The organism is Calothrix sp. FACHB-168, from assembly GCF_963889195.1.
GTDB lineage: Bacteria > Cyanobacteriota > Cyanobacteriia > Cyanobacteriales > Nostocaceae > Aulosira > Aulosira anomala_A.
Map to the genome: position 1 here is coordinate 528,702 of NZ_CAWPNJ010000001.1, position 20,747 is coordinate 549,448.

Annotated in this window: 17 protein-coding genes; 11 read left to right on the forward strand and 6 right to left on the reverse strand. The window is 40.3% G+C overall.

All coding sequences use genetic code 11. The features are described 5' to 3' along the window. Positions 1 to 17: 17 nt before the first annotated feature. Together AACW45_RS02165 and AACW45_RS02170 are read left to right on the forward strand one after the other, a co-directional pair. Positions 18 to 1,310: an ATP-binding protein gene (locus tag AACW45_RS02165; RefSeq protein ID WP_190627153.1), complete on the forward strand. Its 1,293-nt coding sequence runs from the start codon at positions 18 to 20 to the stop codon at positions 1,308 to 1,310. Beyond that, entirely contained in the window at positions 1,300 to 2,931 is a 1,632-nt protein-coding gene (locus AACW45_RS02170; protein ID WP_190627155.1) for a tetratricopeptide repeat protein, read from the forward strand. Before AACW45_RS02165 ends, AACW45_RS02170 begins: the two co-directional genes overlap by 11 nt. Before the next feature lie 68 nt (positions 2,932 to 2,999). On the opposite strand, the gene AACW45_RS02175 is transcribed toward AACW45_RS02170, so the two are convergent. Further along, on the reverse strand, positions 3,000 to 3,380 hold the full coding sequence (locus AACW45_RS02175) for a hypothetical protein (protein WP_190627157.1): 381 nt from the start codon (positions 3,378 to 3,380) through the stop codon (positions 3,000 to 3,002). Positions 3,381 to 3,749: 369 nt separating this feature from the next. Between AACW45_RS02175 and AACW45_RS02180 the strand changes: the two genes are divergently transcribed. After that, positions 3,750 to 5,042 (forward strand): ATP-binding protein, encoded by a 1,293-nt coding sequence (locus AACW45_RS02180; RefSeq protein WP_190627159.1) that lies wholly within the window; start codon positions 3,750 to 3,752, stop codon positions 5,040 to 5,042. After that, the gene (locus tag AACW45_RS02185) at positions 5,032 to 6,813 is read left to right on the forward strand and encodes a tetratricopeptide repeat protein (protein ID WP_190627161.1); all 1,782 of its coding nucleotides are present in this window, start codon (positions 5,032 to 5,034) and stop codon (positions 6,811 to 6,813) included. Before AACW45_RS02180 ends, AACW45_RS02185 begins: the two co-directional genes overlap by 11 nt. A 422-nt stretch (positions 6,814 to 7,235) precedes the next feature. Here AACW45_RS02185 and AACW45_RS02190 read toward each other — a convergent pair whose 3' ends face one another. Next, positions 7,236 to 9,281, reverse strand: coding sequence for a sensor histidine kinase (locus tag AACW45_RS02190; RefSeq protein WP_190627163.1), 2,046 nt, complete (start codon positions 9,279 to 9,281; stop codon positions 7,236 to 7,238). 294 nt (positions 9,282 to 9,575) lie between these two features. Between AACW45_RS02190 and AACW45_RS02195 the strand changes: the two genes are divergently transcribed. The 3 genes from AACW45_RS02195 to AACW45_RS02205 all read left to right on the forward strand — a co-directional run bounded on the left by AACW45_RS02195 (position 9,576) and on the right by AACW45_RS02205 (position 12,150). Continuing rightward, complete coding sequence (locus AACW45_RS02195; protein ID WP_190627165.1) at positions 9,576 to 10,316, forward strand: RibD family protein; 741 nt, start codon at positions 9,576 to 9,578, stop codon at positions 10,314 to 10,316. 203 nt (positions 10,317 to 10,519) lie between these two features. Next, a complete protein-coding gene (locus tag AACW45_RS02200; RefSeq protein ID WP_190627167.1) occupies positions 10,520 to 11,692 on the forward strand; it encodes a GNAT family N-acetyltransferase in 1,173 nt (390 codons plus the stop codon). A 74-nt stretch (positions 11,693 to 11,766) separates the two neighbouring features. After that, a complete protein-coding gene (locus AACW45_RS02205) occupies positions 11,767 to 12,150 on the forward strand; it encodes a DUF4346 domain-containing protein (RefSeq protein ID WP_190627509.1) in 384 nt (127 codons plus the stop codon). Between the two features lie 270 nt (positions 12,151 to 12,420). On the opposite strand, the gene psb32 is transcribed toward AACW45_RS02205, so the two are convergent. Both psb32 and AACW45_RS02215 read right to left on the reverse strand, forming a co-directional pair. After that, positions 12,421 to 13,158: a photosystem II repair protein Psb32 gene (gene psb32 / locus AACW45_RS02210; protein ID WP_190627169.1), complete on the reverse strand. Its 738-nt coding sequence runs from the start codon at positions 13,156 to 13,158 to the stop codon at positions 12,421 to 12,423. A gap of 477 nt (positions 13,159 to 13,635) precedes the next feature. Next, a complete protein-coding gene (locus AACW45_RS02215) occupies positions 13,636 to 14,310 on the reverse strand; it encodes a Uma2 family endonuclease (RefSeq protein ID WP_190627171.1) in 675 nt (224 codons plus the stop codon). A 136-nt stretch (positions 14,311 to 14,446) separates the two neighbouring features. On the opposite strand from AACW45_RS02215, the gene AACW45_RS02220 reads away from it, so the two are divergent. Then, positions 14,447 to 15,010, forward strand: a complete 564-nt coding sequence (locus AACW45_RS02220) for a Uma2 family endonuclease (RefSeq protein WP_190627173.1) — start codon at positions 14,447 to 14,449, stop codon at positions 15,008 to 15,010. Positions 15,011 to 15,283: 273 nt separating this feature from the next. Then, on the forward strand, positions 15,284 to 15,964 hold the full coding sequence (gene surE, locus AACW45_RS02225; RefSeq protein ID WP_190627175.1) for a 5'/3'-nucleotidase SurE: 681 nt from the start codon (positions 15,284 to 15,286) through the stop codon (positions 15,962 to 15,964). Between the two features lie 123 nt (positions 15,965 to 16,087). Here the strand turns inward: surE and AACW45_RS02230 are convergent, their stop codons facing one another. Further along, a complete protein-coding gene (locus tag AACW45_RS02230) occupies positions 16,088 to 16,384 on the reverse strand; it encodes a hypothetical protein (RefSeq protein ID WP_096643970.1) in 297 nt (98 codons plus the stop codon). A 602-nt stretch (positions 16,385 to 16,986) separates the two neighbouring features. Here AACW45_RS02230 and AACW45_RS02235 point away from each other — a divergent pair. Next, on the forward strand, positions 16,987 to 18,156 hold the full coding sequence (locus tag AACW45_RS02235) for a homocysteine biosynthesis protein (protein WP_190544915.1): 1,170 nt from the start codon (positions 16,987 to 16,989) through the stop codon (positions 18,154 to 18,156). Positions 18,157 to 18,244: 88 nt separating this feature from the next. Here the strand turns inward: AACW45_RS02235 and AACW45_RS02240 are convergent, their stop codons facing one another. After that, entirely contained in the window at positions 18,245 to 19,273 is a 1,029-nt protein-coding gene (locus tag AACW45_RS02240) for a hypothetical protein (protein ID WP_190627177.1), read from the reverse strand. Positions 19,274 to 19,651: 378 nt separating this feature from the next. Here AACW45_RS02240 and AACW45_RS02245 point away from each other — a divergent pair, with 378 nt between their 5' ends. Then, positions 19,652 to 20,527: a tetratricopeptide repeat protein gene (locus AACW45_RS02245; RefSeq protein WP_190627179.1), complete on the forward strand. Its 876-nt coding sequence runs from the start codon at positions 19,652 to 19,654 to the stop codon at positions 20,525 to 20,527. Positions 20,528 to 20,747: the final 220 nt, after the last annotated feature.

Consider the following 20,747-nt stretch of genomic DNA (forward strand, 5'->3'; position numbering starts at 1 on the left):
TTATATTGCAATATCCCATGTCTGAAGAATTATTAAAATCATTTCAAGAAGCATATAGAAATTTGGAATTGTTGCCACTCTTAGAGCAAAAAGACTTAGATAAATTTCGCGTAGATTATGGTGATGAAGTCATTGAAGAATTAGAGCAATTAGTTGAAGATAGCCCTAATGGTGATGGCAAAATTATTTTTACTGGACATCGCGGTTGTGGTAAGTCCACATTGCTGGCTGAATTTAGCCGGAGATTGCACAATCGTTATTTTGTAGTTTTATTTTCTATCTCAGACACAATCGAAATGTCTGATGTTAACCACATTAACATTTTGTTTGCGATCGCAGTTAATTTAATGTACGAAGCCGAAGCACGCAGAGTTGAAATTCCTAATTCTACTAAAAATGCTTTATATAGCTGGTTTGCTACCCGTACTAAGACTGAAGAAGTCAAAATTGGTGCAGAAGCATCTGGCGGTTTTGATTTGCTCAAACTGATTAGTACTAAGTTAAAAGCTGATGCTGCTGTTCGTTATGAAATTAAACAAGAATTTGAGCGAAAAATCTCGGATTTAGTGGCTCGTATTAACGAAATTGCTGCTTTGATTCAGGTAGCAACCAGAAAAGATATTTTAGTGATTATTGATGATTTAGATAAATTAGAATTGGGTAGAGTTAACGATATTTATCGCGATAATATTAAAGCTTTATGCCAACCTAATTTAAGAATTATTTATACAATACCTATTGCTGTTTTACGCGATAAATTTCTCAGACCACTTATTGAAACTGAAACTAACGACCAAATTGTAGTGATGCCTGTCTTAAAGTTATTTGAGAAGGGTAAAAATCGTCAGCCTAATTCACAGCCTCGTTCAGAAGCTAAAGATGTTTTATGCGAAATTTTAAAAAAGCGGATTGCGGATGAGCTTATACAACAACAAGTTGCAGAAAAAATAGTTTTAAATAGCGGTGGCGTGCTGCGAGAACTAATTCGGATTGCTAATGAATGTTGCCGAATTTGTCTAAGATTAATTCGCCGCAATCCTAGTCAAAAATTAATTATAGATGATGTAATTTTAGATAGAGCTATTAATAGCATTCGCAATGATTTCGCTACTCCTTTAGGTAAGCTTGATTATGCCATATTACAAACTACTTATCAAAATTTCCTGCCTGACGATCCTAAAGATCCAGAATTTTTAGATTTGCTGCATGGGCTTTATGTTCTAGAATATCGCAATCGTCAAAACTGGTACGATGTTCACCCGATTGTTGTGGAACTCTTGCAAGAACAGGGTTTAATCAATGGTAGCTAACGAATTATTCGAGCTTGATGAAGATAATTTGGATGCTTATGATAATTTAATTGTGAGTATTCAAGCTAAAGAACAGGGATTAAGTCTGTTAATAGCTGTTTGCGATGATCAAAATTTACGAGAGCAAATAATTGCTCGGTACGAAACAGAATTACAGCCTGAATTTCATCATTATCAAGTGACATTGGCACGGGGTGAACCAAGTCTGAGATCTGCTGTTGCCAAACTTGTAGAAGGTGAAGAATATTTGCGTCAGGGGGGAAAAGCGGTTATCACCGTGACTGGAGCAGAACAGCTTTATTTTCTTAAATTGGGTAAGGAACGTTCGGAACAAGAGGTTTTTTTCGGTTATTTACAGTGGACTAGGGAAGCATTGAGGGCATTTCCTTTTGCTATTGTATTGTGGGTGACTAATCAAATATTAGTTGAGTTAATTAAAAAAGCGCCTGATTTTTGGAGTTGGCGCAATGGTGTTTTTCGGTTTGTGTCTAGAAGGAAAAACACCGTTCCTGGTAGAGATTTAGAAGCGATTCGTTTTGCTTTCCGGGATAATGAAATTTCTGATTTTGATGCTGACAATGATTATTTGTTACCTATAGAAGATTTGCAAGGGTTTATTCAGAATTTAGAACAGCGTGGTGTTAAAGATGCAAGTTTAGCAACTTTATACTTTAGTTTAGGATATATTTATAGAAAAAGACTCAACCGAGGTGAATTTCAAGATTATAAGAAAGAGCAAGAATTAGCCATTGAGTATTTAAGCAAAGCTGTAGAATTGCAAAAAGAATTAGGTTTAGAGAAAGACTTAGCTACCAGCCTCAACAACCTAGCTCTACTCTACAAATCCCAAGGAAAATATAGCCAAGCCGAACCTTTGTTGATCCAAGCTTTGGAATTAAGGCGACGAAGCTTGGGTGAGGAACATCCAGATTTTGCATCTAGCCTCAACAATCTGGCGGAACTCTATGGTTCCCAAGGAAAATACAGCCAAGCCGAACCTTTGTTCATTCAATCTTTGGAATTAAGGCGACGAAGCTTGGGTGAGGAACATCCAGATGTTGCAAATAGCCTCAACAACCTAGCAGTACTCTACTACTACCAAGGAAAATACAGCCAAGCCGAACCTTTGTTCATTCAATCTTTGGAATTAAGGCGACGAAGCTTGGGTGAAGAACATCCAGATTTTGCAACTAGCTTCAACAGCCTAGCAGAACTCTACCGTTCCCAAGGAAAATACAGCCAAGCCGAACCTTTGTTGATCCAAGCTTTGGAATTAAGGCGACGAAGCTTGGGTGAGGAACATCCAGATGTTGCAAATAGCCTCAACAACCTAGCGGGACTCTACACATTCCAAGGAAAATACAGCCAAGCCGAACCTTTGTTGATCCAAGCTTTGGAATTAAGGCGACGAAGCTTGGGTGAGGAACATCCAGATGTTGCAAATAGCCTCAACAACCTAGCGGGACTCTACGCATTCCAAGGAAAACACAGCCAAGCCGAACCTTTGTACGTTCAAGCTTTAGATATTTGTGAGCGACAATTAGGGGTAAATCATCCCCATACTATTACTGTGCGTGAAAATTTAGCATTTCTTGGCGATCGCCTCTCCTCAGACAAGTAACCTTGATGAGCAAATTCTCAAGCGCTATCGCCTAAACTCGAAGTTTCCGGTTTCAAACGAGAATGTTCCTATTTTAAGTGAGAACATTCCTGTTGCAAACGAGAACGTTCTTGTTCTAAGCGAGAATGTTCCTGTTTCAAGTGAGAACGTTTCTGTTTCAAGTGCGGCGTTTCGTGTTCTGAGGTGGAATGATGGGGTTGTAAATGCGATCGCTTGACTGTGGAACGAGAATTTTCCTGTTCTGGGGTGGAATGATGGGGTTGTAAATGCGATCGCTTGAGTTTGGAACGAGAATTTTCCTGTTTTGAGGTGGAATGATGGGGTTGGAAATGCGATCGCTTTAATTTAGAGTGCGAAGTTTCCTGTTTTGAGGTGGAATGATGGGGTTGGAAATGCGATCGCGTGATAATTTTACTAACAAATCCTATCACTGAATCGCATAGATACATAGAAACACTTAACCTTTCAAGGCTAAGAAATTTGTACAGATGTGAAGTATGTTGAAAATTTCATTTTATTGCTAAAAAATTTATTTTATTTATTTGTTAAGTAGCTTTCACTATTGTAAATGTATAAACTAAAATTTATGCCTATTTACTAGATGTATAATTCATCATCAATTTTTATTTACTTTTCTCATCTATTCCTAATCTATCTGTTGTTATCCTACAAGTCAAAGTTTGATTTTAATTACCTAATATATTTATTACTTAGTAACTATTATTTGGTATAGCTTGGGCAGTCCAATAAAATGTTGTTTTACCGTAAAAGAAAATAAGCCATGATATGAATAGTTGGCACTTTTACGGGGATAGGGAATGTCTAAAGAATTATTAGAATTGTTTCAGGAAGCATATAGCAATCTCGAACTATTTCCCTTGATGGAAAAGAATGAAATGGAAAAGTTTCGAGTAGAATATGGTGATGATTTGATTGCAGATCTAAACCAATTGGTTGAAGATAGTCCCAATGGTGATAGTAAAATTATCTTTACGGGACATCGCGGATGTGGTAAGTCAACTTTGTTAGCTGAGTTTAGCAGACAAATTCAAAATAATTATTTTGTAGTTTTGTTTTCTATTGCTGACAAAATTGAAATGTCAGCCGTTAATCATATTAATATCCTGTTTGCGATCGCAGTTAATTTAATGTCGGAAGCGGAAGCGCGTCAGGTGGAAATTCCACAATCGACTAAAGAGGCTCTTTATCAATGGTTTGCTACCCGCACTCGCACTGAAGAATTAAATTTTAAAGCTGAAGCCGAAATTGGTTTTGATTTACTCAAGCTGATTAGTTCTAAATTAAAAGCTGATGCGACGGTAAGAGATGAAATTAAACAAGAATTTGAACGCAAAATATCAGATTTAGTGGCGAGAATTAATGAAATTGCTGCTCTCATTCAAACTGCTACTAAACAAGATGTTTTAGTGATTATTGATGATTTAGATAAACTCGATTTAGGCAGAGTTAATGAAATTTATAAAGATAATATCAAAGCTCTTTGTCAGCCGAATTTCCGCATAATTTATACTATCCCCATTGCTGTATTGCGGGAAACATTTATTAGCACGATTCTGACTACAGAAACTAATGACCAAATTGTAGTAATGCCTGTTTTAAAAATCTTCGAGAAGGGTAAAAATCGCTTACCTCATGCTCAACCTCGTCCTGAGACAATTAAGATTCTTGGTGAGGTTTTACAGAAGCGGATTGCTAGTGAATTAATAGCCGAACAAACTGCTGAAAAAATTGTGATTTACAGTGGTGGAGTCTTACGAGAATTAATCCGCATTGCTAAAGAATGCTGTCGTATTTGTTTGCGGTTAATTCGGAGAAATTCAGCAGAAGAAATTATCATTGATGATAATATTTTATTCCAAGCTATTAATAAGATTCGGAATGATTTTTCTATACGTCTAGGAAGAATTGACATAGACATTCTCCAAAACGTATATAAACAATTTATGCCTAATGACCCCAAACAACCGGAATTTTTAGATTTATTACATGGGCTATATGTTTTGGAATATCGCACTGATGAAACTTGGTATGATGTGCATCCAATTCTGATAGAAAGTTTGAAGAATAAAGGTGTTATCTATGTTGAATGAAGGATTTAGCGATGATGGAGAGTTAGATGATGAGCAAGAAAATCAAGATGCTTATGATGATTTGATTGTTTCTATAGAATCGGAAAAGCGCGGATTAAATTTGCTAATTGCTGTATGTGATGATGCAATTTTTCGTGATGATATTATTGATAAATATGAAGCAGAACTACAACAGAATTTTCGTCCATATCGGGTGATGTTAGCACGACAGGAACCGAGTTTAAAATCTGCTCTCAACCAACTAGTGCAACAAGAAGAATATCTACGTCAAAAAAATCCAGCAGTCATAACGATGATGGGTGCTGAACAACTTTATTTTCTCAAATTGGGTGATGAGCAATCAGAGCAAGAAAAGTTTTTTGGTTATTTACAATGGACTAGGGAAGGATTGCGGGAATTTCCTTTTGCAATTGTACTTTGGGTAACGAATCAAATTTTATTTAATTTAATTAAAAAAGCTCCTGATTTTTGGAGTTGGCGCAATGGTGTATTCCGATTTGTCTCGAAAAAAACGAATGCGATCGCAGGTAAGGAATTAGAGCCGATTCGCTTTGTTTTTCGAGATACAGAGTTAGCTAGCATTGATACTAATGAAAATTACTCTTTTTGTTTACCTATCCAAGATTTACAAAGGTTAATCAAGAAAGTTGAACAGCAAAAAGGAAGCAAAGATCCCAGCTTGGCTACTTTATATTCTAGGTTGGGTGATATTTACCGTAGTCGGTTAGATAGGGGTGAGTCTCAGAATTATCAAAAAGAACAGGAATTAGCAATTAAGTATTGGCGTCAGGCGATAGATTTGAATAGGGAATTAGATTTGCAGATGGATTTAGCTGCAAATCTGAATAATTTAGCAGGATTTTACCGCGCAATTGGACGTTATCAGGAAGCAGAACCTTTATATCAACAAGCTTTGGAATTGACTCAAAATCTTTTAGGCGATAATCATCCATGTTTTGCTACTAGTTTGAATAATCTTGCCGGTCTTTATAAATCTAGGGGACAATATAGTAAAGCAGAACTTTTATATCAACAAGCTTTGGAATTGCGAAAACGCCTGCTAGGAGATCATCACCCTGATGTTGCTGCTAGTCTCAATAACTTGGCGCTACTATACGATCAACAAGAACGTTATCACGAAGCTGAACCACTTTATCTACAGTCATTAGAAATTAGAAAGCATCTACTAGGTGAAAATCATCCTTCTATTGCTATTATTCTCAATAATTTAGCATTACTTTATTATCATCAAAAACGCTATGGAGAAGCGGAACCATTATCGCTGCAAGCTATAGAATTAGATAAGCGATTTTTAGGAGATGAGAATTCTGAAGTCGCGACAGATTTACACAATTTAGCATTAATATATCGCGCTCAAGGACGTTATCAAGAAGCTGAGAGTTTGTTTTTACAATCTTTGGAAATTAAGCAGCGTTTACTACAAAAGGTGCATCCCTTGTTAGCAGATACAATTTATGCTTTAGGTTATATGTATCGAGAACAAGGGCGTTTTCAAGAAGCAGAACCTTTGTGTGTAAAAGCGCTGGAACTCGATAAGCAACTTTTAGGAGATAATCATCCTTATGTTGCTGAAAGTCTCAATAATTTAGCCGAAATTTATCGGTTAACAGGGCGTTATAGTGAAGCACAGCCACTTTATGAGCAAGCTTTAGATATTTGTCAGCTAGTATGGGGCGTAAATCATCCCCATACTGTGACTGTTAGGGATAATTTAGCAGATATTAGCGATCGCCTTTCTTCGCTGCGGTGAGAGGTTGCTTTTGTTTTGGTTAGACTCAGCGCGATTTCAATAATTTTGGCGATACATCAATATATGATGGAGGGCATGGCACTGCCATGCCCCTACAATCTGTCAATTACCATGATGGAATGTTAAAGCATTTTTTTCTGAACTCAACATTCCGTGTTTTGAACTCGACATTCCGTGTTTTGAACTCGACATTCCGTGTTTTGAACTCGACATTCCATGTTCTGAACTCGACATTCCATGTTCTGAACTCGACATTCCATGTTCTGAACTCGAAGTTCCGTGTTTGAAGCTCGATATTTCCTGTTCCCGGCTCAAAGTTTTGCGTTCTGAGGTGCAATAATGAAGTGATAAAGGCGATCGCTTGACTTCAAAACCTCAAAGCTGGGATTTACAACGAGAAGTTTCTAATTTTGATAACGAATTTACCCGACAGAACTAGTAACTTCACGGTTATCATCTAAAATTGATATATCGTGCGCCTCATCTATCGCAGTTTTTGCCGTTCCATTGACTAGAGATTCTTCCAGCAACTTAGGATAGTTGTTTATTCCCCTTTTTGCTTCATCTGTAACGGGGACTTCAATATCTTGTAACTGCTCTTGTGCTTGCGCAGGTGATAATAGGGCAATATCAATTAAAGGTAAGGCTATAGTAACTGTTGTACCTTGATAAAGTCCGGCACTTTTGAGGGTAATGCTACCTTTCATGAGTTCGATTAAGTTGCGCGAAATCGCCAATCCTAAGCCTGTACCCTCAATTTTGCGTCTGCTGGCACCATCTACCATCATAAACGGGCGAAATAGTTTATGCTGTTGGGCAGGATCGATGCCTATGCCTGTATCTGTGACATGAATTAATACTTGAGAGCGATCGCAGCTTTTTTCAATTTCACAAACTATAGTAATACTACCTTGTTCTGTGAATTTAGTCGCATTACCAATTACATTAATTAATACCTGCTTGAGTTTTGCTGCATCAGCTTCCACTGGAATTACTTCGCTACCTAAATCAGTTTTTAACTGCAACTGTCTTTGTTGAACGTTGACTGACTGTAAATTAATTACTTCTAAAAGTAATTGTCGCAGGTCTAGGGGTTCGGTGACTACTGAAAGTTTACCTGCTTCGATTTTAGAAATATCCAGCAATTCATTGATAATTCCTAATAAATGAATTGCTGTTTCATCGGCACGCTTGAGAAATTCTATTTCTTCTTCCCGACTATCACACAAACCATCGTGAACTAAGCGTACACAATTAATAATAATATTTAATGGATTGCGCAATTCATGGGAAGTTGTCGCTAAAAACTGACTTTTTACTTGATTCGCAGTTTTTGCTTCTTTCCAAGCTATTTCTAATTCTTCTGCCCAAGCTCTCAACCTCTCAACCATTTGGTCTAGGGCTTGTGCTAATTGATTAAATTCTCTAATTTTAAAATTGTGGGGTATTGGTTGGGCTTTGTGGTGACTGTCGATATTGAGAGCATAATCTCGCAATTCTTCTACAGGCCCTGCTAAATAAGGTGCTAAGTATAAAGATGCTAATAAGCTAGCACCAATTAAGCCAACTGTTAATACTATGATAATTAGTTTGATTTCTTCCAAACCAAATAGAGCATTCTCAACACTGCTCACAGCTAAAACAATCAATTTTTGCGGCGATTCTTGATTGGTGGGATCGACAATTGCTATATATCCTGCTAACAGTTCTTGTCCTTGTTTTAAGGACAAATCCATCGCTCCTGGTTGCTCAATAATGGCATTTTGAATTAAATTTTGAAATTGCTCGTTAGTCAAATAATCTTGAATTTTCGTTCCCAATCTTTCTGGTATGGGATGTGCCAAAATTGTCCCATCTTCAGTGAAGGCAAGGAGCGAGCCTGATAAAGAGCCTGGATTATTTTTAGTTTGTTGATATAATGCTGACTTAATGCTTAAGCTATAAGCCAATTCACCTTTCTGATTGTAGACTGGGGCAGATAATAATAATTGCAGTTGGTTTTGCGCGTCTCTAGAACCAGTGGTGCCGGCTTTTGGCGGTAATATAGCTTTGATGTCAACACCTGCACTAGGAAATGAGGTAGTAAGTTCTGCGATTTCGCGATCGCCACAACTACTGGCAACTATTTTCTCAGTTTTGACATCTGTTAATTGAATACAGTCTACTTGGGTTGGCAGTTGTTGCGAAATCTCCGTGAGAAAGTCTTCCGTCTCGATGGGCGAAGGCGACTCGATTATTTTGGTTCTACTGATAATGAGTAAAGTAGTTTTCAGGGTAGCGATCGCATCGCGAATCTTTTCCCCTTTAATCACAGCACTTTCTGTTAAATTTTGCCGCGCATTTTTTAATAGGCTAGTACGTGCCTTATTCAAGGCCACTATCTCTCCTATCAATAATACTGGCACAAACACCAGCAATATTCTGGTTAATAATATACGTCTAAAGGATGATTGACGAGGCTTTGCCATCGAATGTCTCACTTCGCATCTGCAAACCACAATAGCTAAAGATATGGAACTAATCCAGCCAAATGAGACATTTTATGAAGTTATGTCTACTTTATTAGCGAATTTTAAACATATCAAAGCTGGTATTTGCAAAATGAAACATGATATACCAAAACCTCTGGAGGTTAAATGTAAAAAATACTGGTGTTGTATATGCATAGGATTGGGAAATTAGTACACAGGAACTTGCAAGCATGGATTTTTGTTAATTCAACACACCAGCAAGCAAAATATTAAAACTATCAAAGCAATTCAATGGTGCAACATCGTCCTCATACCACAGTAGTTTTGGCCATGAGTGCAGATGGCAAAATAGCAGATTTCAGGCGATCGCCTGCGCGGTTTGGTTCAAAGGCTGATAAAGCACACCTGGAAACACAAATTGCTGCCTCTGACGCCGTTTTATTTGGTGCTGGCACTCTCCGTGCTTACGGTACGACACTTACCGTATCACATCCAACACTGCTGCAACATCGATTGCAGGAGGGTAAATCTGCCCAGCCACTTCATATAGTCATTACACATTCTGCTAACCTCAATCCGGAACTTCACTTTTTTCAACAACCAATTCAAAGGTGGTTGCTCACAACTACAGCCGGGAAACTTTTCTGGAAAAGACGGGAAGATCAACTTCCGCAGCCAGAAACTACTCCCCCACTGGAATGCGCTGCAAAATTCGAGCAAATTTTGGTTTTTGAAACCCCGACGGGCAAGATTGACATACTTGCCGCCCTAAAACACCTGGCATATCTACATATAACACGCCTAGCAATATTAGGGGGTGGGGAATTAGTAGCTTCAATGCTGGAATTAGGTTTAATAGATGAATTATGGCTGACTGTGTGTCCTTTGATTTTAGGTGGTGCTAGTGCGCCTACACCCGTCCAAGGTGAAGGATTTTTGGCAAATCTCGCCCCCCACCTACAACTTTTAGAAGTTCGCCAAGTCGATCAAGAAGTGTTTTTACACTATAAGCTGCAACAAACTGTAGATTAGATTACTCTATTATGGGTTGGGCATTGGGCATGGGGCATTGGGCATTGTTAGAGACGCGATTAATCGCGTCTGTACAATAGTCAATAATCATTTATTTTCCTCCTTGTCCTCCTTGTCCCCCTTGTCTCCCTTGTCCCTCTCCCTAACCCCTAGCCCCTAGCCTCTAGTCCCTAGCCCCTAATCCCTCACCAAAAAACCACAGGATGATAGAAAAACTAAAACCCCGCTATTCTATCGTTTGGAGCGATAAAATTGCTGAAATCCCGCAAGAAGCTTGGGATGCTTTGGCTTTACCTCTGAAAACTCCTTTTTTAGAGTGGGAGTGGTTAAATAATTTGGAAATCTCCCACAGTGCTACTAGAAGAACTGGCTGGTTACCCAATCACTTGACTGTATGGCGTGATAAAACGCTGATTGCGGCGGCTCCTCTTTATCTTAAAGGACATAGTGCTGGCGAATTTGTCTTCGATCACCAATGGGCAAGTTTAGCTGAAAGGATTGGGGTGGATTATTACCCGAAATTATTGGGAATGACGCCGTTTACTCCGGCTGAAGGCTATCGGTTTTTAATTGCGCCTGGGGAAGATGAGGATGAAATTACAGGTTTGATGCTCCATGAGATTGACTCTTTCTGCAATCAGCATCGCATTTCTGGCTGTCATTTTTTATATGTCGATCCCGAATGGCGTCCGGTGTTAGAAAGACAAGGCTTTACTAGTTGGTTGCATCATAGTTACATTTGGGACAATGGCGCATTTAAGAATTTTGATGATTATTTAGCTGTATTCAACGCTAATCAACGCCGCAACATTAAACGAGAACGCAAAGCGGTAGAAAAGGCGGGTTTACGGCTACAAGCTTTGACTGGTGAGGAAATTCCCCATTCTTTATTTCCTTTGATGTATCAGTTCTACGCAGATACTTGTGATAAGTTTGGCTGGTGGGGTAGTAAATACCTGACAAAACGGTTTTTTGAACAGTTACATGGTAATTATCGTCATCGGGTGTTGTTTTTTGCTGCTTATAGCGAGCAAGATAACCGTCACCCCGTAGGCATGTCATTTTGTTTATTTAAGGACGATAGACTATACGGGCGCTATTGGGGAAGCTTTCAAGAAATCGATTGCTTACATTTTGATGCTTGCTATTATGCACCGATTGAGTGGGCGATCGCTAACAATATCCAAATTTTTGACCCTGGCGCTGGTGGAAGACATAAAAAACGGCGCGGGTTTCCTGCTAAACCCAATCACAGTTTGCACCGCTTTTACAATAACCGTTTAGGACAAATTTTGTTGCCTTATATCCAGGAAGTCAATCAACTCGAACAACAAGAAATTGAGGGGATTAATGCCGAATTGCCGTTTAGTAAATGAGATATTTAAGTACAATAAATTACACTAGAAATAGCATGTATAAACTTGGCAAAAATTTGCTTTAAAAAATGACTATGGATTTGATGGTAGAAGATTTGGCCGCGATTGATGAACAGCTTTCTGCAAGACATATTGACCTTGACCCTAGTGGATATTTTATTATCTACTTGGATCGAGAGGCAAGATTAATTTATGCCAAGCATTTTACAAATGTAATTGATGAGCGCGGTTTAGCTGTAGATCCAGAAACGGGAGAAGTAATACCTGCTAAAGGAAAAGTGCAACGAACTCACACAACTGTATTTAGTGGGAGAACTGCTAAGGAACTCTGCGTCAAAATATTTGAAGAAACTCAGCCCTGTCCAGTGAGTCTTTTAGACCATGCAGCTTATTTGGGCAGAGAATTTGTCCGGGCTGAGGTGGCTTTAGTGACAGGGCAAGAGTATATTCAAGATTAAAATTTATTGCACATAGGCAATAAAAGACTAAATTTTGTCATTTGTCATTGGTCATTGGTCATTTGTCAATATGAATGACCAATTATTGTATAGTGTCGATTTAAAGACATACTCTGAAGACAGTAGCAGGACAATAAAGACAGGGAATTTTAGATTTTGGATTTTGGATTTTGGATTTTAGATGACAATCCAAAATCCAAAACTTGTACTGAGCCGCAGTGGCTCATCCATGCCCAATGCCCAATGCCCAATGCCCAATGCCCTTAGCTATTAACCATTGTTAGATGGTTGATTAACTTGATAGAGATAATAGGTTGCCATGGGAATAATAGTGGCAGCAATTAACAGTCCTACTACCCAGGCTGTAGCATTACTTTGGTCGGTTTCGGAGGCTTTTTTGAATGTGCCTTCTACCTGTACTTTCTCTACAACTTTTGGCGGGCCGGGATCGGTTTGTCCAGAGAGGACTGCAACTAGGCGATCGCTCGCATCTAAGAATGCTTGGTTATATTTGTTACCTTCTCTTAGGGGAGTCATGACAGTTTCCGAGGCTACGCTTTCGGCTATAGAGTCTGTCAGCAAGGACTTGACTTTATCTCCGGTAACAATGGCAGTACCGTTGGTGACTGTATCAATTACCAAGAGGGTTTGATTAGCTTGTGCTTCTTTGGTGGGAAACCATTTTTCAAACAGCGCTTTGGCGAAACTCTCTGGTGTTTCTCCATAGTCAAGTCGGTGAATCGTGACAATTCTGGTTTCATAGCCAGTTTGCTTTGCCAAATCTGACAAGGTGCTGCTAATCTTACCTTCATTCACCCGACTAATTGCGTCGGCTTCATCTACCACCCAGGTGCTGTTATCTGCTGCTAGGTTGGGTATTTGATATACACCAGTAGCTAAGGCGGAAGGGACAACGAACAAGGAAACTAGAGCGATCGCCACTAATGGCAAAATTAGCTTAATTAAGTATTTGGGAATGATAATTGCTTGGTTGAGGAGCTGTTTCATTTGATAAACTCAACAGAGAGACTTGCACCAAAAATACTACACAACCCATGTCAAAATCACCTGGTTGATAGCTTTTTTCTGCTGAAAGTTTTTCGCTACATCCCAAAGATAGATTTTATTGAGCTTTGCTTGTCAGTTGTTAGAGACGCGATCAATCGCGTCTGTACAATTGTCAGTTGTGTGGGCAATATTTTCGAGGAATTCCGCCCATTTCAAGATAAATTCTTTAATTGGGCGGATTTTGCAAACCATTCGCGGATATTACCATACAATTAAACGTTTATACTATTTTTGGTAGAAAATCTTAAACTTTTCTCTGCTATTGAGCATAGATACAAGTTGGATGAATTAGCGATCGCTCTTTTTCCTTCTTTAGGGACTTCCAGAGAATAAATTACCCCATTTATTTAAGGAGATTTTTCTTTACTCCCCCTGCTCCCTGCCCCCTGCCCCTCTGCCTGTATAGCGATCGCTCTTTCACCTTCTTTGACTCAACTGTTGTACAAACGCTGTATGTTCGGCTGAATTCAACCCCGCCTGCACTACTTCTAACACCTGTGCCATTTGATTATTTAACAGCGCTTCTACCGCTAACCACAAACCCGGAAATACCTGAGAGCGAATAATCCCATCTGCGCCAGGTGATAGCAATTGATAGTCGCCATCGGTGAGGTAAAACCATTCAATTTGATTGTCATAGGTTTGCCAGATTACATACTCTAATACCCCGTTACGGCGATAAACCTGCTTTTTGCTACCCCTATCAATTGCGGCGCTACGGGCGGCAATTTCCACAATTAACTCAGGCGCGCCTTCGATATAATCATCACTACTCACACGTGTTTGTCCACCTACCGCAGATTCAAGAAACAGTACTGCATCGGGTTGGGGTTCGTTATCTAAATCCAGGCGTACCGTGGGTGCATCACTCAAGTCAACACCAGGAGTCATTGCTTGGTAGATTCCTAACCAAGTCATGATTCGGCTGTGGGGTTTGCCATGCTGTTCATGGCCTAATGGAGATGCTATGTAAACGATACCTTCAATTAATTCAGCTTTCTTGATGTGGGGTGCAGCCGCATAACGTCGTTCAAATTCTGGACGAGTTAAGCGATCGCCACTTTGAAGCGGGGGTGAGTACTCTCTAACCATTTTTTCATCCTCAAAGTTGCCGGATTACGATCAATGTAGCAAACCTGTGTCTGTGAAAAGTGCAGATTAATTTACACTGCTAAACTTGTAAATAAAGGCAACTATTGTTAGCTAAAAAGGCACTGAGAAAAGTTCAATGAATACTGTTGTTTTAAATCTTGAACCAATCGCTCATTTAACCGATGAGCAATTTTATCAATTGTGTCTTGCCAATAAAGACTTAAGCTTAGAGATGAATGCAGCAGGAGAATTAATAATTGTGCCACCAGTAGGAGGAGAAAGCGGCAATCAAGAAGCCGGGCTAATTACTGATTTAGAAATCTGGAATCGTCAAGCTAAATTAGGAAAAGTTTTTAGTTCTTCAACTATTTTTACATTGCCAAATGGTGCCAAACGTTCTCCTGATGCAGCTTGGGTAAAATTGGAAAGGTGGGAAGCTTTAACAGTAGAACAGCGAAAAAAATTTCCGCCCCTTGTACCAGATTTTGTCATTGAACTGCGTTCAGAAACAGATTCACTCAAACCTTTGCAACAGAAAATGCAAGAATATATAGACAATGGGTTGCGTTTGGGTTGGTTGATTAATCCTCAAGATGCCACAGTAGAAATTTATCGAATCAATCAAGCTGTGGAAGTTTTGCAAATACCAAATATTATTTCTGGCGAAGATGTATTACCTGGATTTGAATTGCAAGTTTAGCTAGGCGGTATGAGGTTACACTGGTTCAGGAATTAAACTATCTGGGGACTTACAAAAAATAAATTACCCATATTCCGTAGTGCGAGCAGCGTTCGACTGAGCGCTCACGCCGAAGTCTTGCACGATGAATGAACACCAGCGAGCGAGACGCTCGCACTACAAACGCACTACAAATTTATTGGGTATTTAAAAAATTGGATGTCCCCTGTGACAGGAGATTGCTAGACTCTGGCGACGGTTGACGATAGAATTCCACTGGCTTTCCTCAAATATATGACTATCATCCTCACTAACGACGACGGTATCGATGCACCTGGAATTAAAGCATTGCTCAATGCTGTCAAAGACAAAAATGTAATTATCGCTGCGCCGAGAGATCATCAATCTGGCTGTGGACATCAAGTTACCACAACTCGCCCCATCACTCTTGAGCGACGTTCAGAAAATGAATATGCGATCGCCGGAACTCCTGCTGATTGTGTCAGAATTGCAATAACACAAATCAACCAAAATATCAAGCTCGTGTTATCAGGGATAAATGCTGGCGGTAACTTAGGCGTAGATGCTTATATTTCCGGTACTGTAGCGGCGGTGCGAGAAGCTGCAATGAATGGAATTGCCGGAATTGCCATTTCTCACTATCGCAAAGCCAAGCAAAATTTTGACTGGGAACTGGCGGCTAAGTTCACAACTGATGTTTTAGCCGATTTACTTCAGCGTCCTCTGGAACCAGGACATTTCTGGAACGTCAATTTACCACATCTGCAACCAGGAGAACCAGATCCGGAAGTTGTGTTTTGCCAACCCTGTACCAAAGCCTTGCCAATTAACTATCGAGTTGATGGCGATGGTTTTTATTATATTGGGGAATATGGCAAACGCGATCGCACTCCTGGTAGCGATGTGGATGTCTGTTTTTCTGGTAACATTGCTGTCACCAAATTAAAGGTGTAATTGCAGGGATAATCCCTTAGTAGTCAAAAGTCAACAGTCAACACTTCGACAGGCTCAGTGCGGCGCAGTCAACAGTCAACAGTCAACAGTCAACAGTCACCAGTCAACATCACCCTATCCTTCCTAATCTGACCCTTGTAACAAAATCATCAGCTTATCCAGTGTTTCTGTCAGATGGCTGAGTTTTTGTAAAGAATCATCTTGAGATTCTGCAAGGGTCTGTACAGCGTCACATAATGCAAAAATTTGATAACCTTGCTGCTGTAACTGCTTTCCTTGGGCTTCCACTTGCACGCTCAAAGTCTCTAGTCGGTGCGCTAGACTCTCAATTGTCTCTGTAGTAGACAATACTGCTTCCCCAATTTGCTCAACAATAGATTCCAATCGCCCAATTTTAACTTCCACTCCTGATGAAATCATTTCTTCACCACCCTAATTTTGAAAGTTCAACATACTAAACATTGCTACGGTTATTGAATAATTTAATATACGCATTAACACTGGGAAACCGCCACTATAAAAATATAATTGCTCGTTAATACGTAATTATTCGTAGCAGATTATAGCGAGAATAAACTTGATTAGAAAGTTTTCTCATAATTAGTTACTTTTGCCAATAGTTGTCTAATCAACTTTAATCCTAAAAATATAAAAAGTCAGTATATTTGCACTTGAGTAACCATAAATAAGTAATTGTACGGTTGCCTTAAATATTTCTAATACAATTATTTAGACAGTAGAATTAATGCGATCGCTTAATTATTTAGGACTTACGCAGTGTCAGATATTTTTCATGCTTTTTGTCAATGGTCAATAGTCCATAGTCCAAAAAGCTGAATTTTGACCATTGACTTTTGACTTTTGACCACCCTTGTGAGGGTTTTTGTGTTCGGTGCGTAAGTCCTATTATTTTTAAAACCCAGATAAGTAGACAAATATGTAGATAAATATAATGATTTAACGTGGCAGCTATCTTGCTCCACCTTGCTCCACAATGAATATAGGAATTCGCTACATTTAATATGCGAACAATTGCGGAAATTAACGAAAAAATCAGCAGCCAACGTGCAGTAGTTTTGACAGTTGAAGAATTAAAAGCAAGAGTTGCTGAAGTTGGAGTCGATCGCGTTGCTCAAGAAGTTGATGTGATTACCACAGGAACTTTTGAGCCAATGGAATCCAGTGGTGCAATTATTAATCTGGGACACACTGACCCACCAATTAAAATTCGCCGTTGTTGGTTAGATGGCGTACCCGCATACTCTGGTTTTGGCGCAGTAGATTTATATTTAGGTGCGAGTTGTCCCGTAGATGTAATTGATGGTGAAGAAGTGCGGGAACGGGGCGGTGGTCATGTGATCGAAGATTTAATTGCAGGTAAAGCTGTACAAGTACGCGCCCAAGGACAAGTTACAGATTGTTATCCCAGAGCCACCTTTGAAACTACAATTATGCGGGAAACAATCAATCAGTTTTATTTATTTAATCCGCGTAATCTCTACCAAAATTTTATTGTCGGGGTAAATGGAGGCGATCGCCCGCTTTTTACTTATCTCGGCCCTTTACAACCACGTTTAGGAAATGCAGTTTACTCTAACCCAGGCGCAATTTCTCCATTACTTAACGACCCCAATTTACAACTAGTCGGCATTGGTACAAGAATTTTTTTAGGTGGGGGAATTGGTTATGTTGCTTGGGAAGGTACTCAACATTTCCCCTTACAAAAACGCCTAGCTAATAATACACCCATTGGCCCGTCTGCAACTTTAGCTTTAATTGGTGATGCCAAGCAAATGGATGCTAGGTGGGTGAGGGGATGTTACTTCAAAAGCTATGGCCCTTCATTAATGCTGGGCGTAGGCGTACCGCTACCGGTATTATCAGCCGAAGTGGTGGAACATTGTGCCGTGCAAGATAAAGAATTAGTCGCGCCTATTGTAGACTTTTCTATTCCCCGGCGCGTGCGCCCCACATTTGGTTTGGTGAGCTACGCCCAACTCAAGTCTGGGCGTGTCACCATTGAAGGCAGAACAGTGCGGGTTGCACCGCTAGCCAGTTTGTTTTTCTCGCGGCAAGTCGCCTTGGAATTGAAAGAATGGATCGAAGCAGGGAAATTTACCCTGACTGAACCAGTTTCTCCAATTCCAATGGATCGTTCATTTCTCCCTCAAGACCGATGGACAGAGTTTTGACAGGACAAGGAAGACAAACAATTCAAAATTCAAAATTCTTTTTGACTTTTGACTTTTGACTTTTGACTTTTGACTTTTGACTTTTGCCCTACTCCTGAGTCGGTTTCGGACGCTTAATTGGCTTAGGAGGAGCCGTTTTTGGTACAGGTTTTGATACAGCTGAGGGATCGCCGCCACCGCCGATTTTCCTGACTGGGCGTGGGGTATCGCTGCCGCGTCTGGGGGGGAATGGTCTTCTACCACCACCACCACCGCCAGCACCACGAGGCCCGCCACCTCTGAATGGCGGTTTGCGCTTTTTGGGTAAGTCCGCGATCGCTTCTGCGCTTTCGATGAGTAATAGGTCAGCTTGTCGCTTTACTTGAAAGTCCCAAAACTTGCCTACTGCTTTGGTCGTCAGCACACCTGTCAGCTTTAATTTAAAATACTTGGGCTTGTCTATTGGTTTGCGCGGAGCCTGTTTGATTTTGACTACTAAGCTCTTAGCATCAAAAGACTGATAAACTACTTCACCACGTACCGAAAAACCACCATCAGGAATTTCTGATGAGGGTTTAAGGGTGCTTAGAGATTCTTTAGCACTGTCAGACACAGTATTATCCGGGATATCTACTTCTTCTAATCCCGAATCTTGATCGTCCTCCTCTGTCAACTGTTTAGCCAGTTTTTCTGGCTCCCAAACCCCGACAATTTGGAGGTGCAAAGTGTCATTTTCTTGTCTTGTACGTGGATAAACTACCCACAGATGTTCTTGTTGCAAATCTAAATGATTCTTAACTAAACTCATAATCCGCCCTAGCAGGACGGCATTGAGTTCTACACCATCACTGGTTAGCAGATTACCTTGAGTGAATTGTTCATCGCTAGCAAGGTAACGACCTCGGACTAACCCGATAGCGCGGTACTGCATCGGCTCGCTGGGAGGCGGAATCGGTTGTTGCCGATTAGCTAAGTTCCCATTTGAGGCAGTTTCGCCAGGGTTAACAGAGGAATTTTCTGGTTCAGAGTCCTGGGCTGCTACTGTAGGAACACTAGCGATTGACTCTGCTGTAATTTGGCCTTGGTTAGAGGCAGAAGAATTGGAAGATTCGGGCGACGGCATCAGGTCGGAATTCATAAAAAACTCCTTGCGGCGGAGACACATCCCATTGTGGGATTTTACGAAGGCAGCTGAAAAGAGCGTTTGTGCGGCTGATGAAAGTATATTTGCTTTCAATCCACCACGACTGAGCGCTCTCAAGCATTCTCAAGACACAGTTGTACACTAAATGTGTAATTTAGCGTCTTTAGACTAGTTTCGGGAAGCATATCATAGGTTAAATCTTGACGGCTCCTCCTAAAGTCATCACTTACTTTAGCAGCGTGTATAGTTATTTGTTATAAAATTCACAGGCAATCGAGAGTATTCCGCAAAGTTTTGGAAATTTTTAACTTTCGGATTTATCAGATTTATGTAGATGATAATGTCAATTCAAGTTCAGGAGAAATTAGTCTTGTGTCTCAACCGCGCAGCTGGATAGTTAAGGTCATCTTAGCTTTGGCAGTTCTTACCTTTGTGGGAATTTCTCTGTATCCCTTAATTTCTGCACTTAATAATAATAATACACAAACCCCACCCCAGAATAATGCCAGTACTCAGGGGAATTCAGCTTCCCCTGACCAAAAATCAAAATTGCAGGATGAAGCTAGAGGTTATCAGCTGGTTTTGCAACGGGAACCAGAAAATCAAACTGCCCTTAAAGGCTTGCTCCAGGCAAGGCTAGAATTGTTAAGTCTCAAAGAAGGTGATATTCAGGGAGTCATTGAACCTCTAGAAAAGCTAGCCAAGCTCAACCCTAATCAAACAGAATATGCGGTTCTGCTGGCGCAAGCCAAGCAGCAACTGGGCGATAAGGAAGGTGCAGCCCAAGCTTACCGTTCTGTTTTAGCCACAAAACCGGGTGACCTCAAGGCTTTACAAGGTATGGTATCTTTGCTTTTAAGCCAAAAACGCCCAGAAGCGGCTATTGGTTTATTACAAGATACTTTGACAGCTGCATCCCAGGAAAATAAGCTCCAGCCTGGAAGTGTCGATACGGTGGGCGTACAGGTGCTTTTAGGCACGGTTCACGCCGAGCAGAAAAGTTATACCCAAGCTATTTCTGTATATGACCAAGCAGCAAAGAAAGATCCTAAAGATTTTCGTCCAGTTTTGGCTAAGGCGATGCTATTTAAGCAACAAGGCAAAGTTGCAGAAGCGAAAACTTTGTTTAATAATGCCTCTGCTTTAGCACCTGCTCAGTACAGAGACGAAATTAATAAAGCTGCCGAAACTTCCCCAAGTCCTAGTCCGGCGACATCTGCGACACCTTCACCGGAAAGTGGGAAATAGGGGCTAGGAATTAGGGGCGCTTAGGCTAGGATGAGGGAAGGGAAATTTTCAAGTTTGGTTGCGATCGCAATTTGAAAAAAGAATGCGACAGATTGTAGGGGCATGGCAATGCCCACCTGTGTCAACTTAAGCTAAAAGCTATATACGGTGCGTGTTGTACAAAAACCCTCGCCCTTATCCCCTAACCCCTTCTCCCTCAGGGAGAAGGGGAATTAAATCT

Excerpts from the sequence above, each read along its gene's own strand:
- AACW45_RS02165 (WP_190627153.1), top strand. The coding sequence starts at position 18 with ATGTCTGAAGAATTATTAAAATCATTTCAAGAAGCATATAGAAATTTG.
- AACW45_RS02170 (WP_190627155.1), top strand. The coding sequence starts at position 1,300 with ATGGTAGCTAACGAATTATTCGAGCTTGATGAAGATAATTTGGATGCT.
- AACW45_RS02175 (WP_190627157.1), bottom strand. The coding sequence starts at position 3,380 with ATGTATCTATGCGATTCAGTGATAGGATTTGTTAGTAAAATTATCACG.
- AACW45_RS02180 (WP_190627159.1), top strand. The coding sequence starts at position 3,750 with ATGTCTAAAGAATTATTAGAATTGTTTCAGGAAGCATATAGCAATCTC.
- AACW45_RS02185 (WP_190627161.1), top strand. The coding sequence starts at position 5,032 with ATGTTGAATGAAGGATTTAGCGATGATGGAGAGTTAGATGATGAGCAA.
- AACW45_RS02190 (WP_190627163.1), bottom strand. The coding sequence starts at position 9,281 with ATGGCAAAGCCTCGTCAATCATCCTTTAGACGTATATTATTAACCAGA.
- AACW45_RS02195 (WP_190627165.1), top strand. The coding sequence starts at position 9,576 with ATGGTGCAACATCGTCCTCATACCACAGTAGTTTTGGCCATGAGTGCA.
- AACW45_RS02200 (WP_190627167.1), top strand. The coding sequence starts at position 10,520 with ATGATAGAAAAACTAAAACCCCGCTATTCTATCGTTTGGAGCGATAAA.
- AACW45_RS02205 (WP_190627509.1), top strand. The coding sequence starts at position 11,767 with ATGGATTTGATGGTAGAAGATTTGGCCGCGATTGATGAACAGCTTTCT.
- psb32 (WP_190627169.1), bottom strand. The coding sequence starts at position 13,158 with ATGAAACAGCTCCTCAACCAAGCAATTATCATTCCCAAATACTTAATT.
- AACW45_RS02215 (WP_190627171.1), bottom strand. The coding sequence starts at position 14,310 with ATGGTTAGAGAGTACTCACCCCCGCTTCAAAGTGGCGATCGCTTAACT.
- AACW45_RS02220 (WP_190627173.1), top strand. The coding sequence starts at position 14,447 with ATGAATACTGTTGTTTTAAATCTTGAACCAATCGCTCATTTAACCGAT.
- surE (WP_190627175.1), top strand. The coding sequence starts at position 15,284 with ATGACTATCATCCTCACTAACGACGACGGTATCGATGCACCTGGAATT.
- AACW45_RS02230 (WP_096643970.1), bottom strand. The coding sequence starts at position 16,384 with ATGATTTCATCAGGAGTGGAAGTTAAAATTGGGCGATTGGAATCTATT.
- AACW45_RS02235 (WP_190544915.1), top strand. The coding sequence starts at position 16,987 with ATGCGAACAATTGCGGAAATTAACGAAAAAATCAGCAGCCAACGTGCA.
- AACW45_RS02240 (WP_190627177.1), bottom strand. The coding sequence starts at position 19,273 with ATGAATTCCGACCTGATGCCGTCGCCCGAATCTTCCAATTCTTCTGCC.